Annotated in this window: 18 protein-coding genes and 1 pseudogene; 6 read left to right on the plus strand and 13 right to left on the minus strand. The window is 72.4% G+C overall.

The genetic code is table 11. The features are described from left to right. Window positions 1-8: 8 nt before the first annotated feature. From P1K89_RS02470 to P1K89_RS02480, 3 genes are read right to left on the minus strand one after another with little or no spacing between them, the layout of a single operon-like run. Window positions 9-704 (minus strand): ATP-binding response regulator, encoded by a 696-nt coding sequence (locus P1K89_RS02470; RefSeq protein WP_284614779.1) that lies wholly within the window; start codon window positions 702-704, stop codon window positions 9-11. Further along, window positions 701-2425: a sensor histidine kinase gene (locus P1K89_RS02475; protein WP_284614780.1), complete on the minus strand. Its 1725-nt coding sequence runs from the start codon at window positions 2423-2425 to the stop codon at window positions 701-703. Before P1K89_RS02475 ends, P1K89_RS02470 begins: the two co-directional genes overlap by 4 nt. A gap of 2 nt (window positions 2426-2427) precedes the next feature. Beyond that, window positions 2428-3438: an ABC transporter substrate-binding protein gene (locus P1K89_RS02480; RefSeq protein ID WP_284614781.1), complete on the minus strand. Its 1011-nt coding sequence runs from the start codon at window positions 3436-3438 to the stop codon at window positions 2428-2430. 145 nt (window positions 3439-3583) lie between these two features. On the opposite strand from P1K89_RS02480, the gene P1K89_RS02485 reads away from it, so the two are divergent. Together P1K89_RS02485 and P1K89_RS02490 are read left to right on the plus strand one after the other, a co-directional pair. Further along, on the plus strand, window positions 3584-5776 hold the full coding sequence (locus P1K89_RS02485; RefSeq protein ID WP_284614782.1) for a PAS domain S-box protein: 2193 nt from the start codon (window positions 3584-3586) through the stop codon (window positions 5774-5776). Between the two features lie 216 nt (window positions 5777-5992). Beyond that, window positions 5993-6202 carry a hypothetical protein gene (locus P1K89_RS02490; RefSeq protein ID WP_284614783.1) on the plus strand — a complete coding sequence of 70 codons (210 nt, stop codon included), beginning with the start codon at window positions 5993-5995 and terminating at the stop codon, window positions 6200-6202. 85 nt (window positions 6203-6287) lie between these two features. On the opposite strand, the pseudogene groEL reads toward P1K89_RS02490, so the two are convergent. After that, window positions 6288-6461: pseudogene (gene groEL, locus P1K89_RS02495) on the minus strand (chaperonin GroEL); the annotation flags it as partial. A 153-nt stretch (window positions 6462-6614) separates the two neighbouring features. Between groEL and P1K89_RS02500 the strand changes: the two are divergent. Then, window positions 6615-7412 carry a GNAT family N-acetyltransferase gene (locus P1K89_RS02500; RefSeq protein WP_284614784.1) on the plus strand — a complete coding sequence of 266 codons (798 nt, stop codon included), beginning with the start codon at window positions 6615-6617 and terminating at the stop codon, window positions 7410-7412. 21 nt (window positions 7413-7433) lie between these two features. Here the strand turns inward: P1K89_RS02500 and ppsA are convergent, their stop codons facing one another. Next, window positions 7434-9842 carry a phosphoenolpyruvate synthase gene (gene ppsA / locus P1K89_RS02505; protein WP_284614785.1) on the minus strand — a complete coding sequence of 803 codons (2409 nt, stop codon included), beginning with the start codon at window positions 9840-9842 and terminating at the stop codon, window positions 7434-7436. 407 nt (window positions 9843-10249) lie between these two features. On the opposite strand from ppsA, the gene P1K89_RS02510 reads away from it, so the two are divergent. Beyond that, window positions 10250-10705 (plus strand): CBS domain-containing protein, encoded by a 456-nt coding sequence (locus P1K89_RS02510; RefSeq protein WP_284614786.1) that lies wholly within the window; start codon window positions 10250-10252, stop codon window positions 10703-10705. Window positions 10706-10793: 88 nt separating this feature from the next. Next, window positions 10794-12560 (plus strand): ATP-dependent zinc metalloprotease FtsH, encoded by a 1767-nt coding sequence (gene ftsH, locus P1K89_RS02515; RefSeq protein WP_284616294.1) that lies wholly within the window; start codon window positions 10794-10796, stop codon window positions 12558-12560. Window positions 12561-12625: 65 nt separating this feature from the next. Here ftsH and P1K89_RS02520 read toward each other — a convergent pair whose 3' ends face one another. From P1K89_RS02520 to P1K89_RS02555, 8 genes are all read right to left on the minus strand, one after another. Beyond that, window positions 12626-12928 (minus strand): acyl carrier protein, encoded by a 303-nt coding sequence (locus P1K89_RS02520; protein WP_284614787.1) that lies wholly within the window; start codon window positions 12926-12928, stop codon window positions 12626-12628. Continuing rightward, window positions 12925-14145, minus strand: a complete 1221-nt coding sequence (locus tag P1K89_RS02525; protein WP_284614788.1) for a 2-oxo acid dehydrogenase subunit E2 — start codon at window positions 14143-14145, stop codon at window positions 12925-12927. The genes P1K89_RS02520 and P1K89_RS02525 overlap by 4 nt, the downstream gene beginning before the upstream one ends. Next, window positions 14142-15122: an alpha-ketoacid dehydrogenase subunit beta gene (locus P1K89_RS02530; RefSeq protein ID WP_284614789.1), complete on the minus strand. Its 981-nt coding sequence runs from the start codon at window positions 15120-15122 to the stop codon at window positions 14142-14144. Before P1K89_RS02530 ends, P1K89_RS02525 begins: the two co-directional genes overlap by 4 nt. Further along, on the minus strand, window positions 15119-16093 hold the full coding sequence (gene pdhA, locus P1K89_RS02535; RefSeq protein ID WP_284614790.1) for a pyruvate dehydrogenase (acetyl-transferring) E1 component subunit alpha: 975 nt from the start codon (window positions 16091-16093) through the stop codon (window positions 15119-15121). The genes P1K89_RS02530 and pdhA overlap by 4 nt, the downstream gene beginning before the upstream one ends. Beyond that, window positions 16090-18453, minus strand: a complete 2364-nt coding sequence (gene acsA / locus P1K89_RS02540) for an acetate--CoA ligase (RefSeq protein ID WP_284614791.1) — start codon at window positions 18451-18453, stop codon at window positions 16090-16092. The genes pdhA and acsA overlap by 4 nt, the downstream gene beginning before the upstream one ends. 170 nt (window positions 18454-18623) lie before the next feature. Continuing rightward, window positions 18624-19049 carry a hypothetical protein gene (locus P1K89_RS02545; RefSeq protein ID WP_284614792.1) on the minus strand — a complete coding sequence of 142 codons (426 nt, stop codon included), beginning with the start codon at window positions 19047-19049 and terminating at the stop codon, window positions 18624-18626. A gap of 121 nt (window positions 19050-19170) precedes the next feature. Next, window positions 19171-19602 (minus strand): host attachment protein, encoded by a 432-nt coding sequence (locus P1K89_RS02550; protein WP_284614793.1) that lies wholly within the window; start codon window positions 19600-19602, stop codon window positions 19171-19173. Between the two features lie 30 nt (window positions 19603-19632). Next, window positions 19633-20055 carry an Hsp20/alpha crystallin family protein gene (locus tag P1K89_RS02555; RefSeq protein ID WP_284614794.1) on the minus strand — a complete coding sequence of 141 codons (423 nt, stop codon included), beginning with the start codon at window positions 20053-20055 and terminating at the stop codon, window positions 19633-19635. 456 nt (window positions 20056-20511) lie between these two features. Between P1K89_RS02555 and P1K89_RS02560 the strand changes: the two genes are divergently transcribed. Beyond that, entirely contained in the window at window positions 20512-20730 is a 219-nt protein-coding gene (locus P1K89_RS02560; RefSeq protein ID WP_284614795.1) for a cold-shock protein, read from the plus strand. Window positions 20731-20768 lie beyond the last annotated feature (38 nt).

Here is a 20768-nt window from a genome sequence, read left to right on the forward strand (position 1 = left end):
CTGGCCGGTCAGCCGCTCGGCGGGCCGCCCAGTTCCGGCGGCAGCACCCCGTCGTCGCGTCGCTGGATCTCGAGCACCTGGTCGACCAGTGCCAGCAGGTGCTCGCCGCCGTGGACGATATGCGCGGCATAACCGGCGAGTTTCTCGTCGGCGGCGAGCGACATCTGCAGCAGCTGGCCGAAGCCGAGGATCGCGTTCAGCGGCGTGCGCAGTTCGTGGCTGAAGCGCGACAGCAGCGCGCTGCGTTCGCGCGCCACGGCCTCGGCCGCCTCCAGGCGCGCGCGCTGGGCGGCGCTTTCCGCTTCGCTGCGGGCGCGGACCAGCGCCAGTTCGACGGCCGCGTGCAGCACTTGCGGATCGAAGGGCTTCATCAGGTAGCCGAAGGGCCGCGTCGCGGTTGCGCGCTGCACCGATTGCGCGTCGCGCCCGGCGGTCAGGTAGACCACCGGCGTGCCGAGCTCGTCGCGCAGGCGCGCGGCGACCTCGACGCCGTCGTCACCGCCTTGCAGCCGCACATCCATCAACACCAGGTCGGGCCGCTTCTCGCGCGCCAGCGCCAGCGCGGCGGCTGCGTTGCCCGCGCTGCCGCAGACGTCGTAGCCGTGCGCGGCGAGTTGCTGGCACAGGTCGAGCGCGACGATGGCCTCGTCCTCGACCACCAGGATGCGCGCCGCCGCAGGCGCCTGGGCCACAGGCTCGTTCACAGCTGCGCCACCTGCACGGAGGCCGTCGTGCCGGCGCCCGGCGACGACTGGTAGCGCAGCTCGCCGCCGAGCTGCCGGGCGAGGCTGGCGGCCAGCTGCCGGCCCAGGGTCGGCGGGTGCACTGCCGTGCCGTCGATGGGCAAGCCGCGCCCGTCGTCGGCCACCGCGATGCGCACGCCATCGGCCGCCGGCTGCACGCTGACCGTCACGTGGCCCGGCATGCCGGCCGCGAAGGCGTGCTTGAGGCTGTTGCCGACCAGTTCGGTGAGCAACAGGCCCAGCGGGATGGCGGTGTCGGGTCGGACGTCGACCTCGGCCACGTTGGTGTTGACCTGCACCGTGCCGTCGCGCCGGGCGGCTGCGGCGAGCTGGCCGACCAACGCCTGCACGTACTTCGGCAGCGGCACCGACGAGAGGGTGGGCGCCTGGTAGAGCTGCTCGTGCACCAGCGCCATCGCGCGCACGCGCTGGGCCATCTCTGCCAGTGCGTCGCGTGCCGACGCGTCCGCCACGCTGCGGCTCTGCAGGCTCAACAGGCTCTGCACGACCTGCAGGTTGTTCTTCACGCGGTGGTAGACCTCCTTCAACAGCGTTTCCTTCTCGTCGAGCGCGCGCGCCAGCGCCTGCCGCGAGCGCACGTGCTCGCTGACGTCGGTGACCAGCACGACGAAACCGTCGACTCTTCCATCGGCCCCCACGTGCGGCACGTAGCTCGCGTGGCTGTGGCGCAGCACGCCGTCGGCGCCCGGGATCGAGCGGTCGAACTCCTGGCGCTCGCCCGCCAGCGCGCCTTCGATGTACGGCTTGTTCTGCGCGTACAGCTCGGGGCCCAGCACGTCGGCGATGTGCCGGCCGCGCATGTCTTCCGGGGAGCGGCCGAACCAGCGGCGGTAGTCGGCATTGGCCAGCCGGTTGCGCTGCTCGCGATCCCAGTAGCCGATCAGCGCCGGCACGTTGTCGATCACCCGCCGCAGCAGGGCCTCGCTGGCGTCCAGCGCGGCCGTGCGTTCGGCCAGCGCATCGGCGAGCCGGTCGTAGTGCTCTGCGAGCTCGCCGATCTCGTTGCGCGGCGCACCGTCGCTCGCCGCGACGCGGGTGCCGCGCGCCGCGGCGTCGATCGCCGCGCGCAGCCGGGCCAGCGGCGCCAGCACGCGCCGCATCACCAGCGCGACGGCCACGGCGAGCAGCACCAGCAGCAGGGCGGGCACCACCACCGCCAGCGCCATCAGGCGGTGCTCGCTGTCGGCCTGCAGCGCTTCGATCTCCTGCTCGCGCTGGTAGGCGTTGTCGGCCAGCGACTGTGCCGCCCCGAGCAGCCGGTCGATGGCCAGCTCGCGCCGGCGCGCGAGCAGCGGCGAGTCGGACGGCGCGTCGGCCAGCGAGCGCAGCTGCTCGAACAGCTCCGGCAGCACCTGCACCTGCTCCACCGCGGCCAGGCGCGTGACGCCGGGCAGGTCGGCCTCGCGCGCGGCGGCATAGGCCTTCTCGATGCGGCGCATGCGCGCCTGCCATTGCGCCAGCGCGCGCGGTTCGGCATGCAGCAGGTAGTCCTGCGTCAGCACCAGCAGGCCGGTCACCTCGAGCGCCATCGACGTCGAGGCCTCGTGGCTGGCCAGCAGCGTGCGCGTGCGCAGCAGCGACCAGCCCAGCACGGTCAGCATCGTCAGGCCCAGGACCACCGCGAAGGCGATCAGCGCGCGAAACTGGCGGCGCAGCTGCATGGTCAGCGCACGACGGTGACGGCGTCCGGACGCACCGCTTCCAGCGGCCCGGGCACGAGGTAGTCGAGAAAGTTGGGCATCGTGCCGCGCGCATGTCCGCCGCGCAGCGCCCAGCGCGCCTGACCCTCCAGCGACGTCAGCAGCGACTGCCGCAACTCCAGCGCGAAGTCGATGTCCCGACGCATCGCGGCCACCGCGGCCGCGTCGTAGCCGAGGCGGCGGCCCAGGATGGCCCAGGCCTCGTCCGGTTGCTCGGCGATGAAGCGCATCGCACGGTCGAGCGCGCGGCACAGCGCGCGCAACTGTGCATCCCGGCCTGGCAGCACGCGGGCCGAGACGACGATGCTCCAGGGCTCGACGTGCAGTCGGCGGTCGGTGATCACCTGCGCCTGCGATCCCAGCGCCTGCATCGCCTGCCAGGCGTACGGCTCGAACACCGCCAACGCGTCGACCTCGCGCGCACGCAGCGCGCCGACGGCATCGGCCGGTTGCAGCGCCCGCACCTGCACCGTCGCCGGATCGACGCCGGCGGCGAGCAGGCTCAGATCGAGCAGGTACTGCGCCGACGTGCCGACGAACGTGCCGACCCGCCGCCCGACGAGCGCGGCGGCAGCGTCGATGCCGCTGCCGCGCCGCGTCACGATCTTGGTGTCGTTGCGCGTGGTCGCGATGGTGGCCAGCACGCCGAAGCGCTCGCCGCGCAGCGCCGAGTCGACCAGCGGCAGCACCGCGACCGTGGCGAGGTCCGCGCCTCCGGCCAGCAGGCGCTCGAGGCAGCGACGGCCGTAGTCGCAATCGACGATGCGCACCGGCGCGTCCTCGGCCGACAGGAAGCCGCGCGCCTCGGCCACGTACAGCGGCAGGCTCAGCGGCAGGCGGGCCACGGCCATCACCAGCGGATCGGCCGCAGCTGCCGCAGGGCCGCTCGCGATGGCGCACAGCAGCCATCCGATGAGCGACGCGACACGCGCCAGCCTGAGGCGCGAACGGGCAGCTGGCGGCGCACGACTCATGCAGTCGAGCCTACGTGGCCGTCGTGGTCCTCGATTGCGCCTGATCAATTCGCCGCCGCAGTTGACCGCTTGATCGCCCGCAAGCGACGCTTGAACCGGATGCCTAGACTGGCCGCTGCGCGACGTTGCGCGCCACAGCCGAGCCATGCGCCTTCGCCTCGACCGCAGATTCCTCGCCGTGCTGGCGCTGGCCGCGGCAGGCATCGCGATGATCGCCGCGATCGGCGTGCTGTCGACCGCGCACTGGCGCGAGGCGCTGGCCCAGGCGCAGCGCGCCGCGCAGGCGCGCGAGGCGCTGGCGGACTTGCAGTCGGCGCTCGAGGGTGCGGACGAGGCGCTGCGCTCGCACGTGCTGGACGGCGACACGTCGGCGGCCGCCGCGTACCGCGATGCCGACGCACGCGCCGCGGCGCGGCTCGACGCTGCCGAGCGCCTGGCCGAACCGGATGCCGACCTGCTCGATCTGCGCGCGGCCGTCGACGTCAAGCGCGACCAGCTGGCGACGACGATGGCGCTGGCCCTGCAGGATCGGGCGGGCGCGGCCGCACGCATCACCGGTGACGACCGGAACCGCAGCCTGGAGCGCGTGCGCGCGCTGCTGCGCCGTCTGGACGACGCGGCCGGCGCGCGCGTCGTCCGGCGCCTGGACCAGGCGCAGCGCGAGCTGCAGCGAGACCGGAGCCTGCTGCTGGTGGCCGGGGCCGCGGGCATCGCGCTGTTCACGGTGCTGGGCGGCAGGCTGCGCAGCCAGCGCGCGGCGCGCCTGCGCGCGCTGGGCCTGCAGCGCCGCCACCGGCAGGCGCTCGAGTGGCTCATGGCCGAGCGGACGCGGGCGCTGCAGGCCACACGCGACGCCCTCGCGCTCAGCGAAACGCGACTGCGCGCGATCTTCGAGACCGCGAGCGAGGCGATCGTGACGGTCGACGCGCGGCAGCGCATCGTGATGGCCAACATGGCGGCGGCATCGATGTTCGGTCATCGTGTGGAGCGGCTGATCGGCGCGCCGCTGGACCTGCTCATCCCCGCGCCACTGCAGCAGTGGCATCACGAGGCGGTCGCCACCTTCGTCGGCGGCGCGAGCGGGCGCCGTACGATGGGCGGCGGCGGCCCGCTCATCGGCCAGCGCAGCAGCGGCGAGCGCTTCTCCGCCGAAGCGACGATCTCGCAGCAGCGGGTCAACGGGCAGGACTTCTGCACCGCGGTGATCCGCGACACCAGCGAGCAGCGGCGCGCCGAGCAGGAGGTGCGCGACAGCGAAGCGCGCATTCGCCGGCTGCTCGAGCTGTTGCCCGACGCCGTCCTGGTGCAGGCCGACGAGGGCATCGCCTACGTGAATGCCGAGGCACTGCACCTGTTCGGCGGCACGCCGGCGCAGCTCGCCGCGCGTACGCCGCTCGCGCTGGTCCATCCGGACTCGCGCGCGCTGCTGCAGCAACGCATGGAGGCGTTGCAGGCCGGCGTCACGACGCTGCCGCTCGTCGAGCTGCGCGTGATGCGACTGGACGGCGGCATCCGCACGGTGCAGGCGACGGCGACGCAGTTCATCGAACGCGGCCACCCGCAGATCGTGCTGGTGATGCGCGACGTGAGCGAGCTGCGCCGCATCGAGGCCGACCTCGCGCGATCGAATGCCGACCTGCAGCGCCTGGTCGCCGCGCAGGACGAGGTCCAGGAGGGCGAACGCCGGCGCATCGCGATCGAGCTGCACGACGAGCTGCAGCAGACGCTCGCGGCGATCAAGATGGACATCGGGCTCGCCGTGCAGCGGCTGGCCGACACCGCGCCGGCGACGCTGGCGTTGCTGCAGTCCGCACGCGAGCTGGCCGACCAGTCGATCGAGGCGACGCGGCGCATCATCGGCGACCTGCGGCCGCAGATGCTCGACGATCTCGGCCTGGTCGCGGCGCTGCGCACGCTGGCGGCGCAGTTCTCGCGGCGCACCGGCATGGCCTGCCATGTCGAGGCCGACGCCCATGCCGTGGAGCCGCTGCTGCCGCCGCGCGCCGCGACCTGCCTGTACCGCATCGTTCAGGAGGCGCTGAACAATGTCGCGAAGCACTCGGGTGCACGCACGGCGCAGGTGACGCTCGAGGTGCAGCCGCGGCAGCTGCGCCTCGTGATCCGTGACGACGGGGTCGGCATCGCCGCGATGCAGCAGCGCCGCAGCGGCGCGGTCGGGCTGATCGGCATGCAGGAGCGCGTGCGCATGATCGACGGCACGCTCGACGTGCGTCCCGGCGACGACGGTGGAACGCTGGTCTGCGTCAGCGTGCCGCGGCCGGTCCGGCTGCCCGACGCCGCGTTCGCGGCGCGCGCGCCGGCATCGATCGATCGGTGAGGTCGCACGGCAGGGCGATCACGCCGTCCGGGTCGGCTGCCGGCCGGATCCAGGCTTGCGGTTCGGACGCCGCTGATCATCGACCGCACGGCCGGGCGCATGCACCGTCACCGGATGGATACGGGCGATTCACCGATCGTTGCCGAGTGGTGCATGCCGTTGTCAGGCGATTGACAGGGGCGGCCTAGTCTTCCTTCATCCGCCCAGGAGACCGCCATGAACCAGCCGATGTCGACCGCCGCCTACGAGCTGCGCTTCCGTTCGCTGTTCAACGAAGGCCGCGCGCTCGCATTTCCGTGCGACCAAGAAGGCCATGTGGCGCTCGATGCCCTGAGCGAACGCGCGCGCTTGAACTACTTCTTCGCGCGCCACGCGGTCGGGCGGGAGTTCTCGGCGCCGGCGGTGCAGGCCGCGGCGCCGCATTGAGGGCCGATGTCGGCACCGGCTGCTTCAGTACATCTCGGGACTCACTGGAGGCACTCCCCGCTCGTGCGACGTCCTCGCCGGTGGACTTGGCGACGACGACGCCGGAATTCACGATCTGCGGCGGCCCGAAGTCGCGATCGAGGATCACGGTGCGGCCGCGCGGGCCGAGCGTCACCTTCACCGCATCGGCGAGGGCATCGACGCCGCGGCGGATCTTCTCGCGCGCGTCGTCCCCATGAACGAGTTGCTTGCGTGCCATCGGTCGGCCCGATAGCGATTGAGGCGCATCAACGCGACATCGCCGACAGCCCGGATAGTGGGTGCCCCATGGAGCGCCCCGACAACGCCTGGATCGCGCCTGCCGTCCATGGGACCTGAGACCGCCCCCGATGCGCAGCAGATCCGCCGCGCCGTGCTGGCGGCCATCGACGCAGTAGTGCCGGGCGCCGACGTGCAGCGAATCCGGCCCGCTCAGCCGCTGCGCGCCCAGCTCGAGCTCGACTCGCTGGACTGGTTGAACGTCGTCGAGATACTGGGCGAACGCCTGTCGGTCCCGATTCCGGCTTCCGACCACGGACAGCTGGACACCCTCGATGCGCTGGTGGACTACCTCGGCCGCCGGCTGACCGACCGGCGGGCGCCGCCGCCGTCCGGCGAGGCCCCCGACGAACGGGGCGTGAGCCGGCACGTGCTGCGGGACACGCCGGTCACCATCCGGCCGCTTTGCGCCGACGACAAGGCCCTGGAGGCGTCCTTCGTCCGCCGACTCTCCGCCGAGGCCCGCTACAACCGGTTCATGGTCACGATGAAGGAGCTGCCGGAAAAGAAGCTGGACTGGTTGACGTCGGTGGACCAGGCGCGACACGTGGCCCTGGTGGCGACCGTCGAGTCCCCCGCCGGCTGCCTCGAGGTGGGCGTCGTGCACTACTTCGTCGATGCACCCGGTACCGGCTGCGAGTTCGCGGTCGCCGTCGACGACGCCTGGCAGGGCAGCGGTCTGGCCGGCATCCTGATGCAGCGGCTGATCGACATCGCGCGGGCGCGCGGCCTGGCGACGATGGAGGGTCTGGTGCTGGTCACCAACCGCCGCATGCGCAAGCTGGCACGCCAGCTGGGGTTCGTGGAGCGATCGGACGCCGAGGACCGCAGGACGGTTCGCATCGTGCGTTCGTTGCGCGAGCCCGCAGGGCTCGGGCCCGGTCGCGCCTGAGCCCCGCCCGCCGCGCAGTCGTCAGCGCGCGGGGCCTCCGCGCTCGGCGTCCAGCACCGTGCGCCGGATCTGCAGCAGCGTGTCGGGCGTCACGCTGATCGAGTCGATGCCGAGCTCGACCAGGATGCGCGCGAAGTCGGGATGGTCCGACGGCGCCTGGCCGCACAGGCCGACGTGGCGGCCGTTGCGGTGCGCGCCCTCGATGGTCTGGCGGATCAAGGCCAGCACGCCGGGATCGCGCTCGTCGAAGTCGAAGGCCACCAGCTCCGAGTCGCGATCGACGCCCAGCACCAGTTGCGTCAGGTCGTTCGAGCCGATCGAGAAACCGTCGAACAGCCGCGCGAACGCGTCGATCTGGATCACGTTGTTGGGGATCTCGCACATCACGTAGATCTCGAGCCCGCCCTCGCCGCGCACCAGGCCGTGCGAGGCCATCGCCGCGAGCACGCCCTCGGCCTCCTGCACGCGGCGGCAGAACGGGATCATCAGCTTCACGTTCGTCAGGCCCATCTCGTCGCGCACGCGCTTCATGGCCGCGCACTCCAGTGCAAAGCCTTCGGCATACGCCGGGTGCGCATAGCGCGACGCGCCGCGGAAGCCGATCATCGGATTGGCCTCCACCGGCTCGAACCAGCGGCCGCCCAGCAGGCTGGCGTATTCGTTGGTCTTGAAGTCCGACAGCCGCACGATCACCGGCTTCGGGTAGAAGGCCGCGGCGATGGTGCCCACGCCCTCGGCGAGCTGGCGCACGAAGTACGCGGCCGGCGTGGCGTGACCGCGCGTGAGCTGCGCGATCTGCGCGCGCACCGCGGCATCCTCGACCCGCTCGGGATGCACCAGCGCCATCGGGTGCACGCGGATGTGCTCGGCGACGATGAACTCCATGCGCGCGAGCCCCACGCCGTCGTTCGGCAGCATGGCGGTCTGGAAAGCGGCATCCGGATTGCCCAGGTTGACCATCAGCCGCGTGCGCGGCCGGCCCAGGCCGGCCGTCTCGACGGCCTGGCGCGTGAAGGGCAGGGTGCCGGCGTAGACGCGGCCCTCGCTGCCCTCGGCACAGCAGACGGTGACGGCGTCGCCGCTGCGGATCGCCGTGGTGGCCGTCTCGCAGCCGACGACCGCCGGGATGCCCTGTTCGCGCGCGACGATCGCCGCATGGCAGGTGCGTCCGCCGCGGTTGGTGACCACGGCGGCGGCGATCTTCATCACCGTGCCCCAGTCGGGCATCGTCGTGTCGGCCACCAGCACCTCGCCGGGCCGGAAGTCGCCCAGCTGCGCGATGTCGCCGATCACGCGGGCGCGCCCGGTGGCGATGCGGCTGCCCACCGCGCGGCCGCGCGCCAGCACCGGGCCGCTGCCGCCGAGGCGGTAGTCGTCGACGACACCGGCCGGCCGCTGCGAGGCCACCGTCTCGGGCCGCGCCTGCACGATGTACAGGCGTCCGTCGAGGCCGTCCTTGGCCCATTCGATGTCCATGGGCACCGGGTGACCGGCGCGCGCGCTGTAGTGGGCCTCGATCGCCACGCCCGCCTGCGCGAGCTCGATGACCTCGTCGTCGTCGAGGCAGTAACGCACACGATCCTCGGCCGCCGTCGGCATGTTGCAGGTGGTGTCGCGGCCGGCGCGCGAGGCGTAGACCATGCGCACCTCCTTGCTGCCCAGGCTGCGCCGCAGCACCGTGCGGTGGCCGGCGGCGAGCGTCGGCTTGAACACATGGAACTCGTCCGGGTCGACCGTGCCCTGCACGACGTTCTCGCCCAGGCCCCAGGCGCCGGTGACGAAGACCACGTCGCGAAAGCCCGTCTCGGTATCGAGCGTGAACATCACGCCGCTGCTCGCGCGGTCCGAGCGCACCATCTTCATGATGCCCACCGACTGCAGCACCTTCAGGTGGTCGATGCCGCGCTGCGCCCGGTAGGCGATCGCGCGGTCGCGGAACAGGCTGGCGAAACAATGCCGCACGGCGTCGAGCACACGCGCCTCGCCGGCGACGTTGAGGAAGGTCTCGTGCTGCCCGGCGAAGCTGGCCTCGGCCGAGTCCTCGGCGGTCGCCGAGCTGCGCACCGCGACGGTCAGCGCATCGCCGTACTCGTCGCGCAGGCGCCGGTACGCGGCGCGGATCTCGGTCGCCAGCTCGTCCGGCAGCGCCGCGCCGGCGACGATGTCGCGCGCCCGCTGCGCGCGGCGGGCCAGGCCGTCGAGGTCGTCGACGTCGAGCCCGTCCAGGGTCGCGCGCAGCGCCGGCAGCACGCCGCTGCGCTCGAGCGTCAGGCGGTAGGCATCGGCGGTGACGGCGAAGCCGTCGGGCACGCGCACGCCCAGTGGCGACAGCTCGCGGAACATCTCGCCCAGCGAAGCGTTCTTGCCCCCGACCAGCGGCACGTCGGCCAGGCCGAGCTCGGAGAACCAGCGGATGTAGCGGGTGGGCATGGGCAGTCCTCCGGTCGGTCGGCCTTTGCGGGGCCTCCATGCCGATCGATTCTGTCGAGCGCTGCGCGCCGACGATTGATCGATGTCAGCCGCGGCCTGGCGCGCCGACGCCCGAAACGCGGCAGCGCCTGGTGTCCGAGGCGCCAGCCAGCCCGGGCTCGCGCCCGCGCGATCACGCCCGCCCCGGCGATTGATCTGCCGCAAGCGCGCGGACAGGTCGCTTCCTAGACTTGTTTCGACGGGCCCAGGCGGCTCGCATGAAGGCTGCACATGAAGGTCGGCGCCGCGATGCTGCCGATGAGCGAGTTCGAATACACCGGCATCGTCGAGACGCTGGCGGCGCTGGACCGCGGCTTCCGCGTTCGCGGCGAGCGCGGCCGCGCCGACTAGCGCCCAGGAGGCACGGCATGTACCTGTCTGATTTGTGCACCCGCGCGGTGGTCACCTGCGGGCGCCAGGCGAGCGCGCTGGAACTGGCGCGCGTGATGCGCGACCGGCACGTCGGCGACGTGGTGATCGTCGAGGACGTCGAGGGCGGCGTGCGCCCGGTGGGCGTGGTCACCGACCGCGACCTCGCGGTGCGCGTGATGGCGTGCGGCATCGCGCCCGAGCACGCAGTTGCCGAGGACCTGATGCACGAGGACGTGCACACCGCGATCGGCTCCGAGACCGCCTACGACGCGATCTGGCACATGCGCAGCCACGGCATACGCCGCTTGCCGGTCGTCGACGCGCACGGCCGCCTGGTCGGCATCGTGACCGCCGACGACGTGGCCGACCTGCTCGCGCAGGAGCTCTCCGCGCTGGCGCGCATAGCGGGCCGCCAGGCAAGCCGCGAGCAGGTTCGTGAAGCCGGGGACTGAGGACACGCTGCCCCCGGCCGGCGGGCGCAGCCCGTGGGGCCTGAACAACGCCCGGCATGTCGGCTTCGCCATCGGCGTGCTGCTGCTGATGATGGTGATGCGCGGATGCTGGGAATCGCGCACGCCAGTGCGCAGCGTGCCCTACAGCGCCTTCGAGCAGGCGTTGGCGGAAGGGCGCGTCGCCGAGGTGAGCGTGGGCGACACGGCGGTCACCGCGCGGCTGAAGACCCCCGAGCCGGACGGCACGCAGGCGCTGGTGGCCACGGTGGTCGAGCCGGCGATCGCCGAGCGCCTCGCCCGCCATGGCGTGCCCTACCAGCGCGTGCGCGATCCGGCCTGGCTGCAGACGCTGCTCGGCTGGATCGTGCCGGTGGCGTTGATGCTGCTGCTGTGGTCGTGGTTGGCGCGGCGCGCCGGCGGCCTCGGCGCCGGCATGCTGAGCATCGGGCAGAGCAAGGCCAGGCTCTACATGCAGGCCAGCACCGGCGTGCGCTTCGAGGACGTGGCCGGCGTCGACGAGGCCAAGGCCGAGCTGCAGGAGATCGTCGACTTCCTGAAGAACCCGAAGGAGCACGGCCGCCTCGGCGCGCGCATGCCCAAGGGCGTGCTGTTGATGGGACCGACCGGCACCGGCAAGACCCTGCTCGCGCGCGCGGTGGCCGGCGAGGCGGGCGTTCCCTTCTTCTCGATCAGCGGCTCGGAGTTCATCGAGTTGTTCGTCGGGGTCGGTGCGGCGCGCGTGCGCGACCTGTTCGAGCAGGCGCGGGCCCACGCGCCGGCGATCATCTTCATCGACGAGCTCGATGCGCTCGGCCGGGTGCGCGGCGCGGCCGCGCTGTCCGGCGGCCACGACGAGCGCGAGCAGACGCTGAACCAGCTGCTGGTCGAGCTCGACGGCTTCGATCCGAGCGTCGGTGTCGTGCTGCTCGCCGCGACCAACCGGCCCGAAGTGCTGGACCCCGCCCTGCTGCGCGCCGGCCGCTTCGACCGCCAGGTGCTGGTCGATCGCCCGGACCGCGTCGGCCGCGCGGCGATCCTGCGCGTGCATGCGAAGAAGATCCGGCTGGCACCCGACGTCGATCTCGACCAGGTGGCCGCGCTGACGGTCGGCCTGGCCGGAGCCGATCTGGCGAACGTCGTCAACGAGGCCGCCCTGGTCGCGACACGCCGTCGCGGCGATGCGGTGACCCTGGCCGACTTCACGCGGGCGATCGAGCGCATCGTCGCCGGCATCGAGAAGCCGCGCAGCCTGCTGGGCGCCGAGGAACGCCGCACTGTCGCCTACCACGAGCTCGGCCACGCGCTGACCGCGCTGGCGCTGCGCGGCACGGACCAGGTGCACAAGGTGTCGATCGTGCCGCGCGGCGTCGGCGCGCTCGGCTACACGCTGCAGCGGCCATCGGAGGATCGGCACCTGATGCGCCGCGGCGAGCTGGTCGCGCGGCTGGCCGTGCTGATGGGCGGCCGCGCGGCGGAGTCGCTGGTCTTCGGCGAGCCCTCGACGGGTGCCGCGGACGACATCGTGAAGGCCACCGACCTGGCACGCGACCTCGTGATGCGCTATGGCATGGACGACGAGCTCGGCCCGGTCGCCTACGCCGACGAGCGCCCGCGCTTCCTGCCGCTGCCCCTGGATGCCGGGACGTCGCCGGGCCTCGGCCCGCAGACCGCACAGGCCATCGATGCCGCGGTGCGCCGGCTGATCGAGGCGGCCGGCGCGCAGGCGCGCGAAGTCCTGGAGCTCAACCGCGCGCTGCTCGATCGCGCCGCCGCGGCGCTGCTGGAGCGGGAAACGCTCGACGAAGCGGAGCTCGCGGCGCTGGCCGCCGGCCTGCGGGCACCGAACACGCCGTAGCGCGCCGATCCGCGGTTCAGTGACGTGGCGGGCGACGGCTCGAGGGACGTGTCCGCCGCAGCGATTCAGCGCTGAGCGGTGCGCGCCGCGAGGTAGTCGAGCAGGCCGTCGAGGGAATCCACGCGCGCGTAGTCCGCCTCGGGCACGTCGACGCCCAGGCGCTCGTGCAGCTCGATGAGCAGCTGCAGGAAGTCGTAGGAGTCGAGGTCCAGCTGGGCGCGCAACGATCGCCGGGGCACCAGGTCGTCGATCCGGGCTTCCGGCGCGATGGCGGCGATGCTGTCGGCGAGCGTGGCGCGCAGCGCCGCGGTGTCGACAGGCGCGGCCGCTGCGCCGGACGGGTCTTGCGGCAGGGGAGCAGGGGTCACAGGTCCTCCGGATGGTCGAGGCGCTCGACGAGCGTGGCCAGGAAGCGGGCGCCGGTCGCGCCGTCGCTGACGCGGTGGTCGGCCGCCAGCGTCAGCTGCACGGTGCGCGCGGCGATCAGCCGGCCGTCCTGCACGATCGCGCGGCTGGCGATGCGGCCGGCACCGACGAGGGCCACCTGCGGCGGGTAGATCACGCCGTGCACGGCGTCCGCGCCCAGATCGCCCAGGTTGCTGACGCTGATCGTCGCCTCGCCGAGGTCCGAGCTGCGCAGCCGACCGCCGCGCGCCCGGGCGAGCACATCGTTTAGTGCCGCCATCAGCTGCGGCAGCGGCAGCCGGGCGGCGTCGTGCAGCGTCGGAATCACCAGCCCGCCGCGGCGCAGCGAGGTGACGACCGCCAGGTCCACCGTGGCGGACGGCTGGAAGCGGCCGCCGACGCATCGGCCGTTGAGCGTCGGCGCATCGGCCAGCGCCAGCGCCACGGCGCGCAGCAGCATCGCGGCGAACAGCATGCGCTCGGCCGGCGGCCGCGCGGCGTTGTAGCCCTCCAGCCAGCGCAGGGCCGGCTCCACCACCGCCTCGCGGGCCAGGTAGTAGTGCGGGATCTCGCGCTTGGAGCGCGCCATCGCCGCGGCGATGGCCTCGCGCATGGCCGACCCTTCGGAGGGCGCGCCGGCGGCGGGTGCCGCCGCCGCAGCGGACTCGATATCGGACAAGGTGAGCGGCCTGTCGCCGACGCGGGCGGCCAGCGCGTCGAGGTCGACGCCGAGCTCGCGCGCGCGCCGTCGCGCTGCCGGCGATGCACGCGGGCCACCGGCACGCTCGGGCGAGCCCGTGGGCGAGAGCGGGGGCCCGCCCGCGGGCGAGGGCGCTGCCGCTGCGTCCGGCGCCGGCGCCGTGGCGGTCGCGGCGGCCGGTGTCGATGGCGGTGCCGGCCCGGCGGCCGCGGGTGCGGCGTCGGCCAGCGTGCGCCAGTCCTCGTGCGCCTCGGCCAGCAGCGCCAGCGGGCTGCCCACCGGCAGGCGCTGCCCCGGTTCGGCGATCAGTCGCGCGACGGTGCCGTCCTGCCACACCTCGACGTCGATCGCGCCCTTCTGCGTCTCGACGACGCAGGCGATGTCGCCGCGCGCGACCGCCTGGCCCGGCTGCACGTTCCATTGCACGAACTCGGCGTCGTCCATGTCGGCGCCGAACGATGGCAGGCGCAGCTCGATCATCGCTGCACCAGCGCGTGCGCCGCCTCGACGATGCGCGCCACGTTCGGCAGCGCCGCCTCTTCCAGGTGCCTGGCGTACGGCATCGGCACCTCCACGCTGCACACCCGCGCGGGCGGTGCGTCCAGCTCGTAGAACGCGCCTTCGACCACGGAGGCGATGAGCTCGGCGGCCAGGCCGCAGGTCTTCCAGCCTTCGTCGACGACCAGCACGCGCCGGGTGCGCTGCACCGTGGCGGTGATCGCCGCGCGGTCCAGCGGACGCAGCACGCGCAGGTCGAGCACCTCGGCCTCGATGCCCTCGGCCGCCAGCTGCTGCGCCGCCTCCAGGCAGCGCGGCAGCGAGCCGCCGTAGGTGACGAGGCTCAGGTCGCGGCCGCTGCGGCGCAGCGCGGCGCGCTCGATGTCCACCGGCGGCGGCGGGTCCGGCAGCTCGTCCTCGGCGTTCAGCAGCAGTGCATGCTCGAAGATCACCACCGGATCCTCGCGCTGCAGCGCCGCCTGCAGCATGCCGCGCGCGTCGGCCACGGTGGCCGGCGCCAGCACGCGCAGGCCCGGCACGTGGGCGTACCAGACCTCCAGGCTGTGCGAGTGCTGGGCCGCCAGCTGGCGGCCGGCGCCGGTGCTCATGCGGATCACCAGCGGCACGTGCACCTGGCCGCCGGACATGTGGCGCAGCGTCGCGGCGTTGTTGACGATCTGGTCGAGCGCGAGCAGGCTGAAGTTGACGGTCATGACCTCGACGATCGGCCGCAGCCCGTTGATGGCCGCGCCGATGCCGCAGCCGACGAAGGCCGACTCGGACAACGGCGTGTCGCGGATGCGGTCCGGCCCGAACTCTTCCAGCAGGCCCTTGCTGACGGCGTAGCTGCCGCCATAACGTCCGACATCCTCGCCCATCAGGAAGACGCGGGCATCGGCGCCGAGCGCCGCGCGCAGGCCCTGGCGCAGCGCCTCGCGATAGCTGATGCGCGCGCTCATGCCGGTCTCCCCGATTCCGCCGTGACATCGGTCTCCAGCGCGTCGACAGGCTCCAGCGTGCCCGCCTCGGCATAGGCCACGGCCTCGGCCACCTCCCGCGCCACCTCGGCCTCCAGCGCCGGCTGGTCGAGCAGCCAGCCCTCGGCCTCGGCGTGGCGGGCCAGCGCGGCGATCGGGCAGCGCTGCTTCCACAGCTCGACCTCGTCGCGCGTGCGGTACAGCTCGGCGTCGTACATCGAGTGGGCGCGGAAGCGATAGGTGCGCAGCTCGAGGAACTGCGGACCGTCGCCGGCCCGGACCCGGGCCAGCGCGGCGCGCGTCGCGGCCCGCACCGCGGCGACATTCATGCCGTCGACGGCGATCGCGCCGATGCCGTAGCTGCGCGCCTTGGCGCACAGGTCGGTCGACGACTCCGAGCGGTCCAGCGCCGTGCCCATCGCGTACAGGTTGTTTTCGCAGACCAGCAGCAGCGGCAGCTGCCACAGCGCGGCGAGGTTCACGCTCTCGTGAAACTCGCCCTCGGCGACCGCGCCTTCGCCGAAGAAGCAGGCGGTGACGGCGTCGCTGCCGCGCATCCGATCGGCCAGCGCGAAGCCGGCGGCCATCGGCAGCGCGCCGGCGACGATGGCGTTGCCACCGAACAGCCGCCGCTCGGCATCGAACAGGTGCATCGAACCGCCGCGGCCGTGGCTGCAGCCTTCGCGGCGGCCGAACATCTCTGCCATCAGGGCGTTCATCGGCACGCCGCGGGCGAGCGCATGGCCGTGCTCGCGGTAGGTGGCCAGCAGGCTGTCGCCCGGGCGCAGCTCCGGCACCGCGCCGGCGCTGATCGCTTCCTGCCCGATGCACAGGTGCAGGAAGCCGCGGATCTTGCCGGTGCCGTAGAGCTCGGCGCAGGCCTCCTCGAAGCGACGGATGCGCAGCATCTGGTGCAGCGCGGCGCGTGCCTCGTCGGCATTCATCGTCGTCATGCCGCCTCCAGCGTCGAGGTGTCGCCTTCGGGCAGGCCGAGCTCGCGGGCGCGCAGCAGGCGCCGCATGATCTTGCCGCTGCGCGTGCGCGGCAGCGCCGGCGCGAAGGTGATCTCCTTGGGCGCCACCACGGCGCCCAGGCGCGTGCGGGCGAAGCCCAGCAGCTCGCGCCGCAGGGCCTCGGTCGGCTCGATGCCGGGGCGCAGCACGACGAAGGCCTTGACGATCTCGCCGACCGTCGGCTCGGGCCTGCCGATGACGCCGGCTTCGGCGACGGCGGCATGCTCCATCAGCGTCGACTCGACCTCGAACGGGCCGATGAAATGGCCGGAGGACTTGATCATGTCGTCGGCGCGGCCGACGAACCAGAAGTAGCCTTCGGCGTCGCGGCGCGCGAGATCGCCCGTCAGGTACCAGTCGCCGACGAAACACTTGCGGTAGCGCGCTTCGTCGTTCAGGTAGCCGCGGAACATCGACGGCCAGCCGCGCCGCAGCGCGAGCTCGCCTTCGGTCGAAGGATCGTCGATGAAGCGCAGGCTGCCGTCGGGCTGGCGCTGCACGATCGCGGCGTCGACCCCGGGCAGCGGCCGGCCCATCGAGCCCGGGCGGATCGGCAGCCCCGGGCGGTTGGCGATCATGATCGCGCCGGTCTCGGTCTGCCACCAGTTGTCGTGGATCGGCAGGCCGAAGGCCTCGCGGCCCCACTGCACCGCCTGCGGGTTCAGCGGCTCGCCGACGCTGGCGATGAAGCGCAGCGCCGGGCAGCGATGGGCCTGTGCCGCGGCCGCGCCGCCGCGCATCATCATGCGCACCGCGGTCGGCGCGGTGTACCAGACGTTGACGCCTTCGTCGGCGACGGTGCGGTACCAGCGCTCGGCGTCGAACTCGGCCTCGTCGATCACCAGCGTCGCGCCCAGCGCCAGCGGCGCGAGGATGCCGTAGGACGTGCCGGTGACCCAGCCGGGGTCGGCGGTGCACCAGTAGACGTCGCCCTTGCGCAGGTCGAGCGCGATACGCGCCGTCGCGACGTGCGCGACGATGGCCTCGTGCACGTGCTGCGCGCCCTTCGGCAGGCCCGTGGTGCCGCTGGTGAAGTGCAGCAGCGCCGGCGTCTGCGGATCGGTCGGCGCGATGCGGTAGTCCGGGCTCGCGGCGTCGAGCAGCGCACGCAGGTCCGCGGTGTCCGGTGGCAGCGGCTGGTCGTCGTCGGGGATCAGCAGCACATGGGCCAGCGCCGGCAGCGTGGCCCGAAGCGACGCCACCTTGCGGCGGTACAGCGAGGCGGTGGTCACCAGCAGGCGGGCCTGGCCGAGCCGCATCCGCGTGGCGATCGGCTCCGGCCCGAAGGCCGAGAACAGCGGCGTGACCACGCAGCGGTGCTTCAGCGCGCCGAGCATGGCGATCGGCAGCTCCGGCACGCGGCCGCAGAGCAGGAAGACGCCGTCGCCCGGCGCCAGGCCACGCGTCGATAACACGTTGGCAAAGCGGTTGCTTCGCTCGGCCAGCTCGGCATAGGTGATGTCGCGGCGGCGCCCGTCCTGGCCGAGCCAGCGCAGCGCGCAGCGCGTCGCGGCCGGGCCGGCGGCGGGGCGGTCGACGGCGAGGGCGGCGATGTTCAGCGGGCCGCCCGACGGGGCCAGGCCGAGCAGCGCCCGCGCCTGCAGCCAGGGGTGGATGTCCCCCGGTGCGGCCGCATCGAACGCCGCCAGGACCTCGTCGTCGCTCAGCTGGTGGAAGTCCGCGTAGTGGTCGCCGATGGCGATGAACGGCACCGGCTGCTCGAGACAGACGACCAGGTCCGCCTCGTGCCGCAGTTGTTCGACGGTGTCGACCGGGGCCACGGGGACCGCCACCACCAGCTGGGCCGCTCCCCGTTCGCGCAAGGCCCGCAGGGCCGCGCGCATCGTCGTGCCGGTGGCCAGGCCATCGTCCACCACGATCACGCATCGGCCGGCGACCGGCACGGCCGCGCGCCCGCCCAGATAGAGCGCGCGGCGCCGTGCCATCTCCTGCGTCGCCTCCTTCGTCTTCCAGTCGAGGAAGTCGCGGTCGACGCCGCCGTCGCTCAGCACCGCCTCGTTGACGACCACACCCGGTGGGGACCCCTCGACGACCGCGGCCAGCGCCAGCTCCGGCTGCCACGGCAGCCCGATCTTGCGCACCAGCAGCAGGTCGACCGGCGCCCGCAGGCGCGCAGCGATGGCGGCGCCTACCGGAACGCCGCCGCGCGGCAGTGCCAGCACCACGGGATCGGCCGCCAGCGGCATGGCCGCGAGGCGCTCGGCGAGCAACTGTCCGGCCTGCTGGCGGCCGGCGAACTGGACGCGGCCCGGCGCGGGGGCGGGCAAGGGGCTGTTCATGCGTGCAAGCTCCGTCGCATCAGATGCCGGCGATCGTCACGCGAGCTGCGAGGGGAGGCGTTGCGCGAGCGCAAAGCGGCCGGCGGGGGCGCCGCGGCCCGCATCGGCGATGGGCAGGTCACCCTGGTTCGGTCACTGTCCTTGTGCGCGAGCCTGGTGTTCGAACAGGCCTATGGCCCTGTCGAAGGCAACAGCGCGTCGCTGGCCCTGTTGTGCGCACCGCTGTCGTCTCTGGCGGGCATACCGATCCCGCAGTCGCTGGCCGTTGCCGGATCGGTCGGCCAGCATGGCCGCGTGCAGGCGGCCAGGCGGCGCGTGACCACGCGGCCTCCGCCGCCATCGATGGACAGCAGGATGCCGCCACGCGCATGCCGTTGGGCCGGGTGCACGCCGATCCGGAGACGGCCACTGTCCAGCATGGCACCGAGCAATGGCCTGATCGCCAGCAGCAACAGGTCTTCCACCGCTTCGCGCCGGCAGGCCGCCGGGGGACAGCCTGGCCCGATGTCGAGTGCCAGTTCGATGCGCTCGTCGAGCACCGCTCGCAGGGCGGGCGCAAGCTCCCGCACGGTCGCGGCGACGTCCGTTCCAGCCATGACGCCGACTGTAGGCACGGCGCCCCGTGCGCGCCATGCCGGACATTGGTAGGGCGGGCTACCGGATAACCGGTAGCGATCCGGGCCGGCTTCGAGGAGCCCCGCGGCGAACCAGTGGTGCTCAGGTGCGCAGGCGCTGAGCGAGTTCGTCGTCCGCCAGCGTGGTGTAGTCGGCCGCCACCGTGCGCAGGACCGACTTCAACGCTTGTGCTCCGAGATGGGCCTTCAGTTCGCCCAGGAACGGGTTCGACGCCACCAGCACCAGTCCGGCACAGCGCCCCGCCGCAACGCCGTCGTCCAGCACCGCGGCGACCTCCCGCGCGAAACGCTCGTGCTCGCGTTCTCGCACGTCGGTGCGTGGGATGTATTGGGCGCTACCCAGGCCATGGCCCGCACCGGAGACGCGACCCGCGCGGTCGTCGCCGAGCTCCACGCCTTTCTGCCGGCTCTGCGGGTGCACCAGATCGGCAACGTGCACGTACGGTTCCGCCCCGTCGGCGGCTTCGAGCACCCGGGCCCGCGCGGCATTGGCCACCACCAGCCAGTTCTTCATGGATCGACTCCTTCCCGGGTGGGCGACAACTCACTGGATGGGGATGGTCCGCGCACCGGCACCTTCGCGCTTGGGCAGCGTGAGCTTGAGCACGCCGTCCTCGAGCTTGGCGACGATGCCTTTCTGGTCGATCTCGCTGGCCAGCGAGAAGCCGCGCGACACGCTGCCCTGGTAGGTCTCCTTGACCAGCGTGCGGCCGGTCTTCTGCTCCTTCTCTTCCTTCTCGCGCCGGACCTCGGCGGCGATCGAGACGAAGTTGCCGTCGACGGTGACGCGGATGTCCTCCTTCTTGGCGCCGGGGATCTCGGCGCGCACCTGGTAGTCCTTGTCGTTCTCGGTGACATCGATCTTGATCTCGCCGGGCATGTCGGGCATGGCCAGCGGCCGCGACATGCGGCGGAAGAGCTCGGGGAAGAACTCGTCGAAACGCTCGAGGCGGGTCAATGCGCTCATGATGAAACTCCTGGCTTGCGATGTGATCGTTCCCGGCACGACCGCGTGCACGGGTGCCAAAAAGTCTAGGCACTGCATCTCGGGGCCGTTTGCGCAAACGCAATGCATGCCGCCGCGCGCCTCTCCGGCGTGCGTGTGCACCGTCTCCAGCATGCGACCAGGTCCGTAAGCAAGGGCGCTAAGGCAGGAAATCGGATGCGACATCGTTCGCCTCGTTGCTAGCGTACGATGTGAGCGTCAGTTCCGTGATCGCGAGATTTGCTCACAGGATCTGCTGCGAACGCGTATACTGCGCTGAGTAGTGGTGCACAAGACCGTCGTTTCGAGGTCGGTTCTGTTCTCCCGTCCGGTTCCGTGACGGGCTCTGTCTGGATTTCCCCCTTGGTGATCTCTTGCGTGTCTCTGCCACGCGTCAGCGTTTGCTGCGCGGTTCTTTCACCTTCAAAGGAAATCTTCATGTCCAACGACAACACCGAAGTCGGCACCGTCAAATGGTTCAACGATGGCAAGGGCTTCGGCTTCATCACGCCTGAAAAGGGCGGCAAGGACCTCTTCGCGCATTTCAAGGAAATCCGCGGTGATGGCTTCAAGAGCCTGACCGAAGGCCAGCGCGTCCAGTTCGAAGTCACTCAAGGCCAGAAGGGCCTGCAGGCATCGAACATCCGTCCGGTCTGACCGTTCGGTCTCTGTGACAGGAAAGCCGCGGTTCGCCG

The organism is Aquabacterium humicola (assembly GCF_030167915.1).
GTDB lineage: Bacteria > Pseudomonadota > Gammaproteobacteria > Burkholderiales > Burkholderiaceae_C > Pseudaquabacterium > Pseudaquabacterium humicola.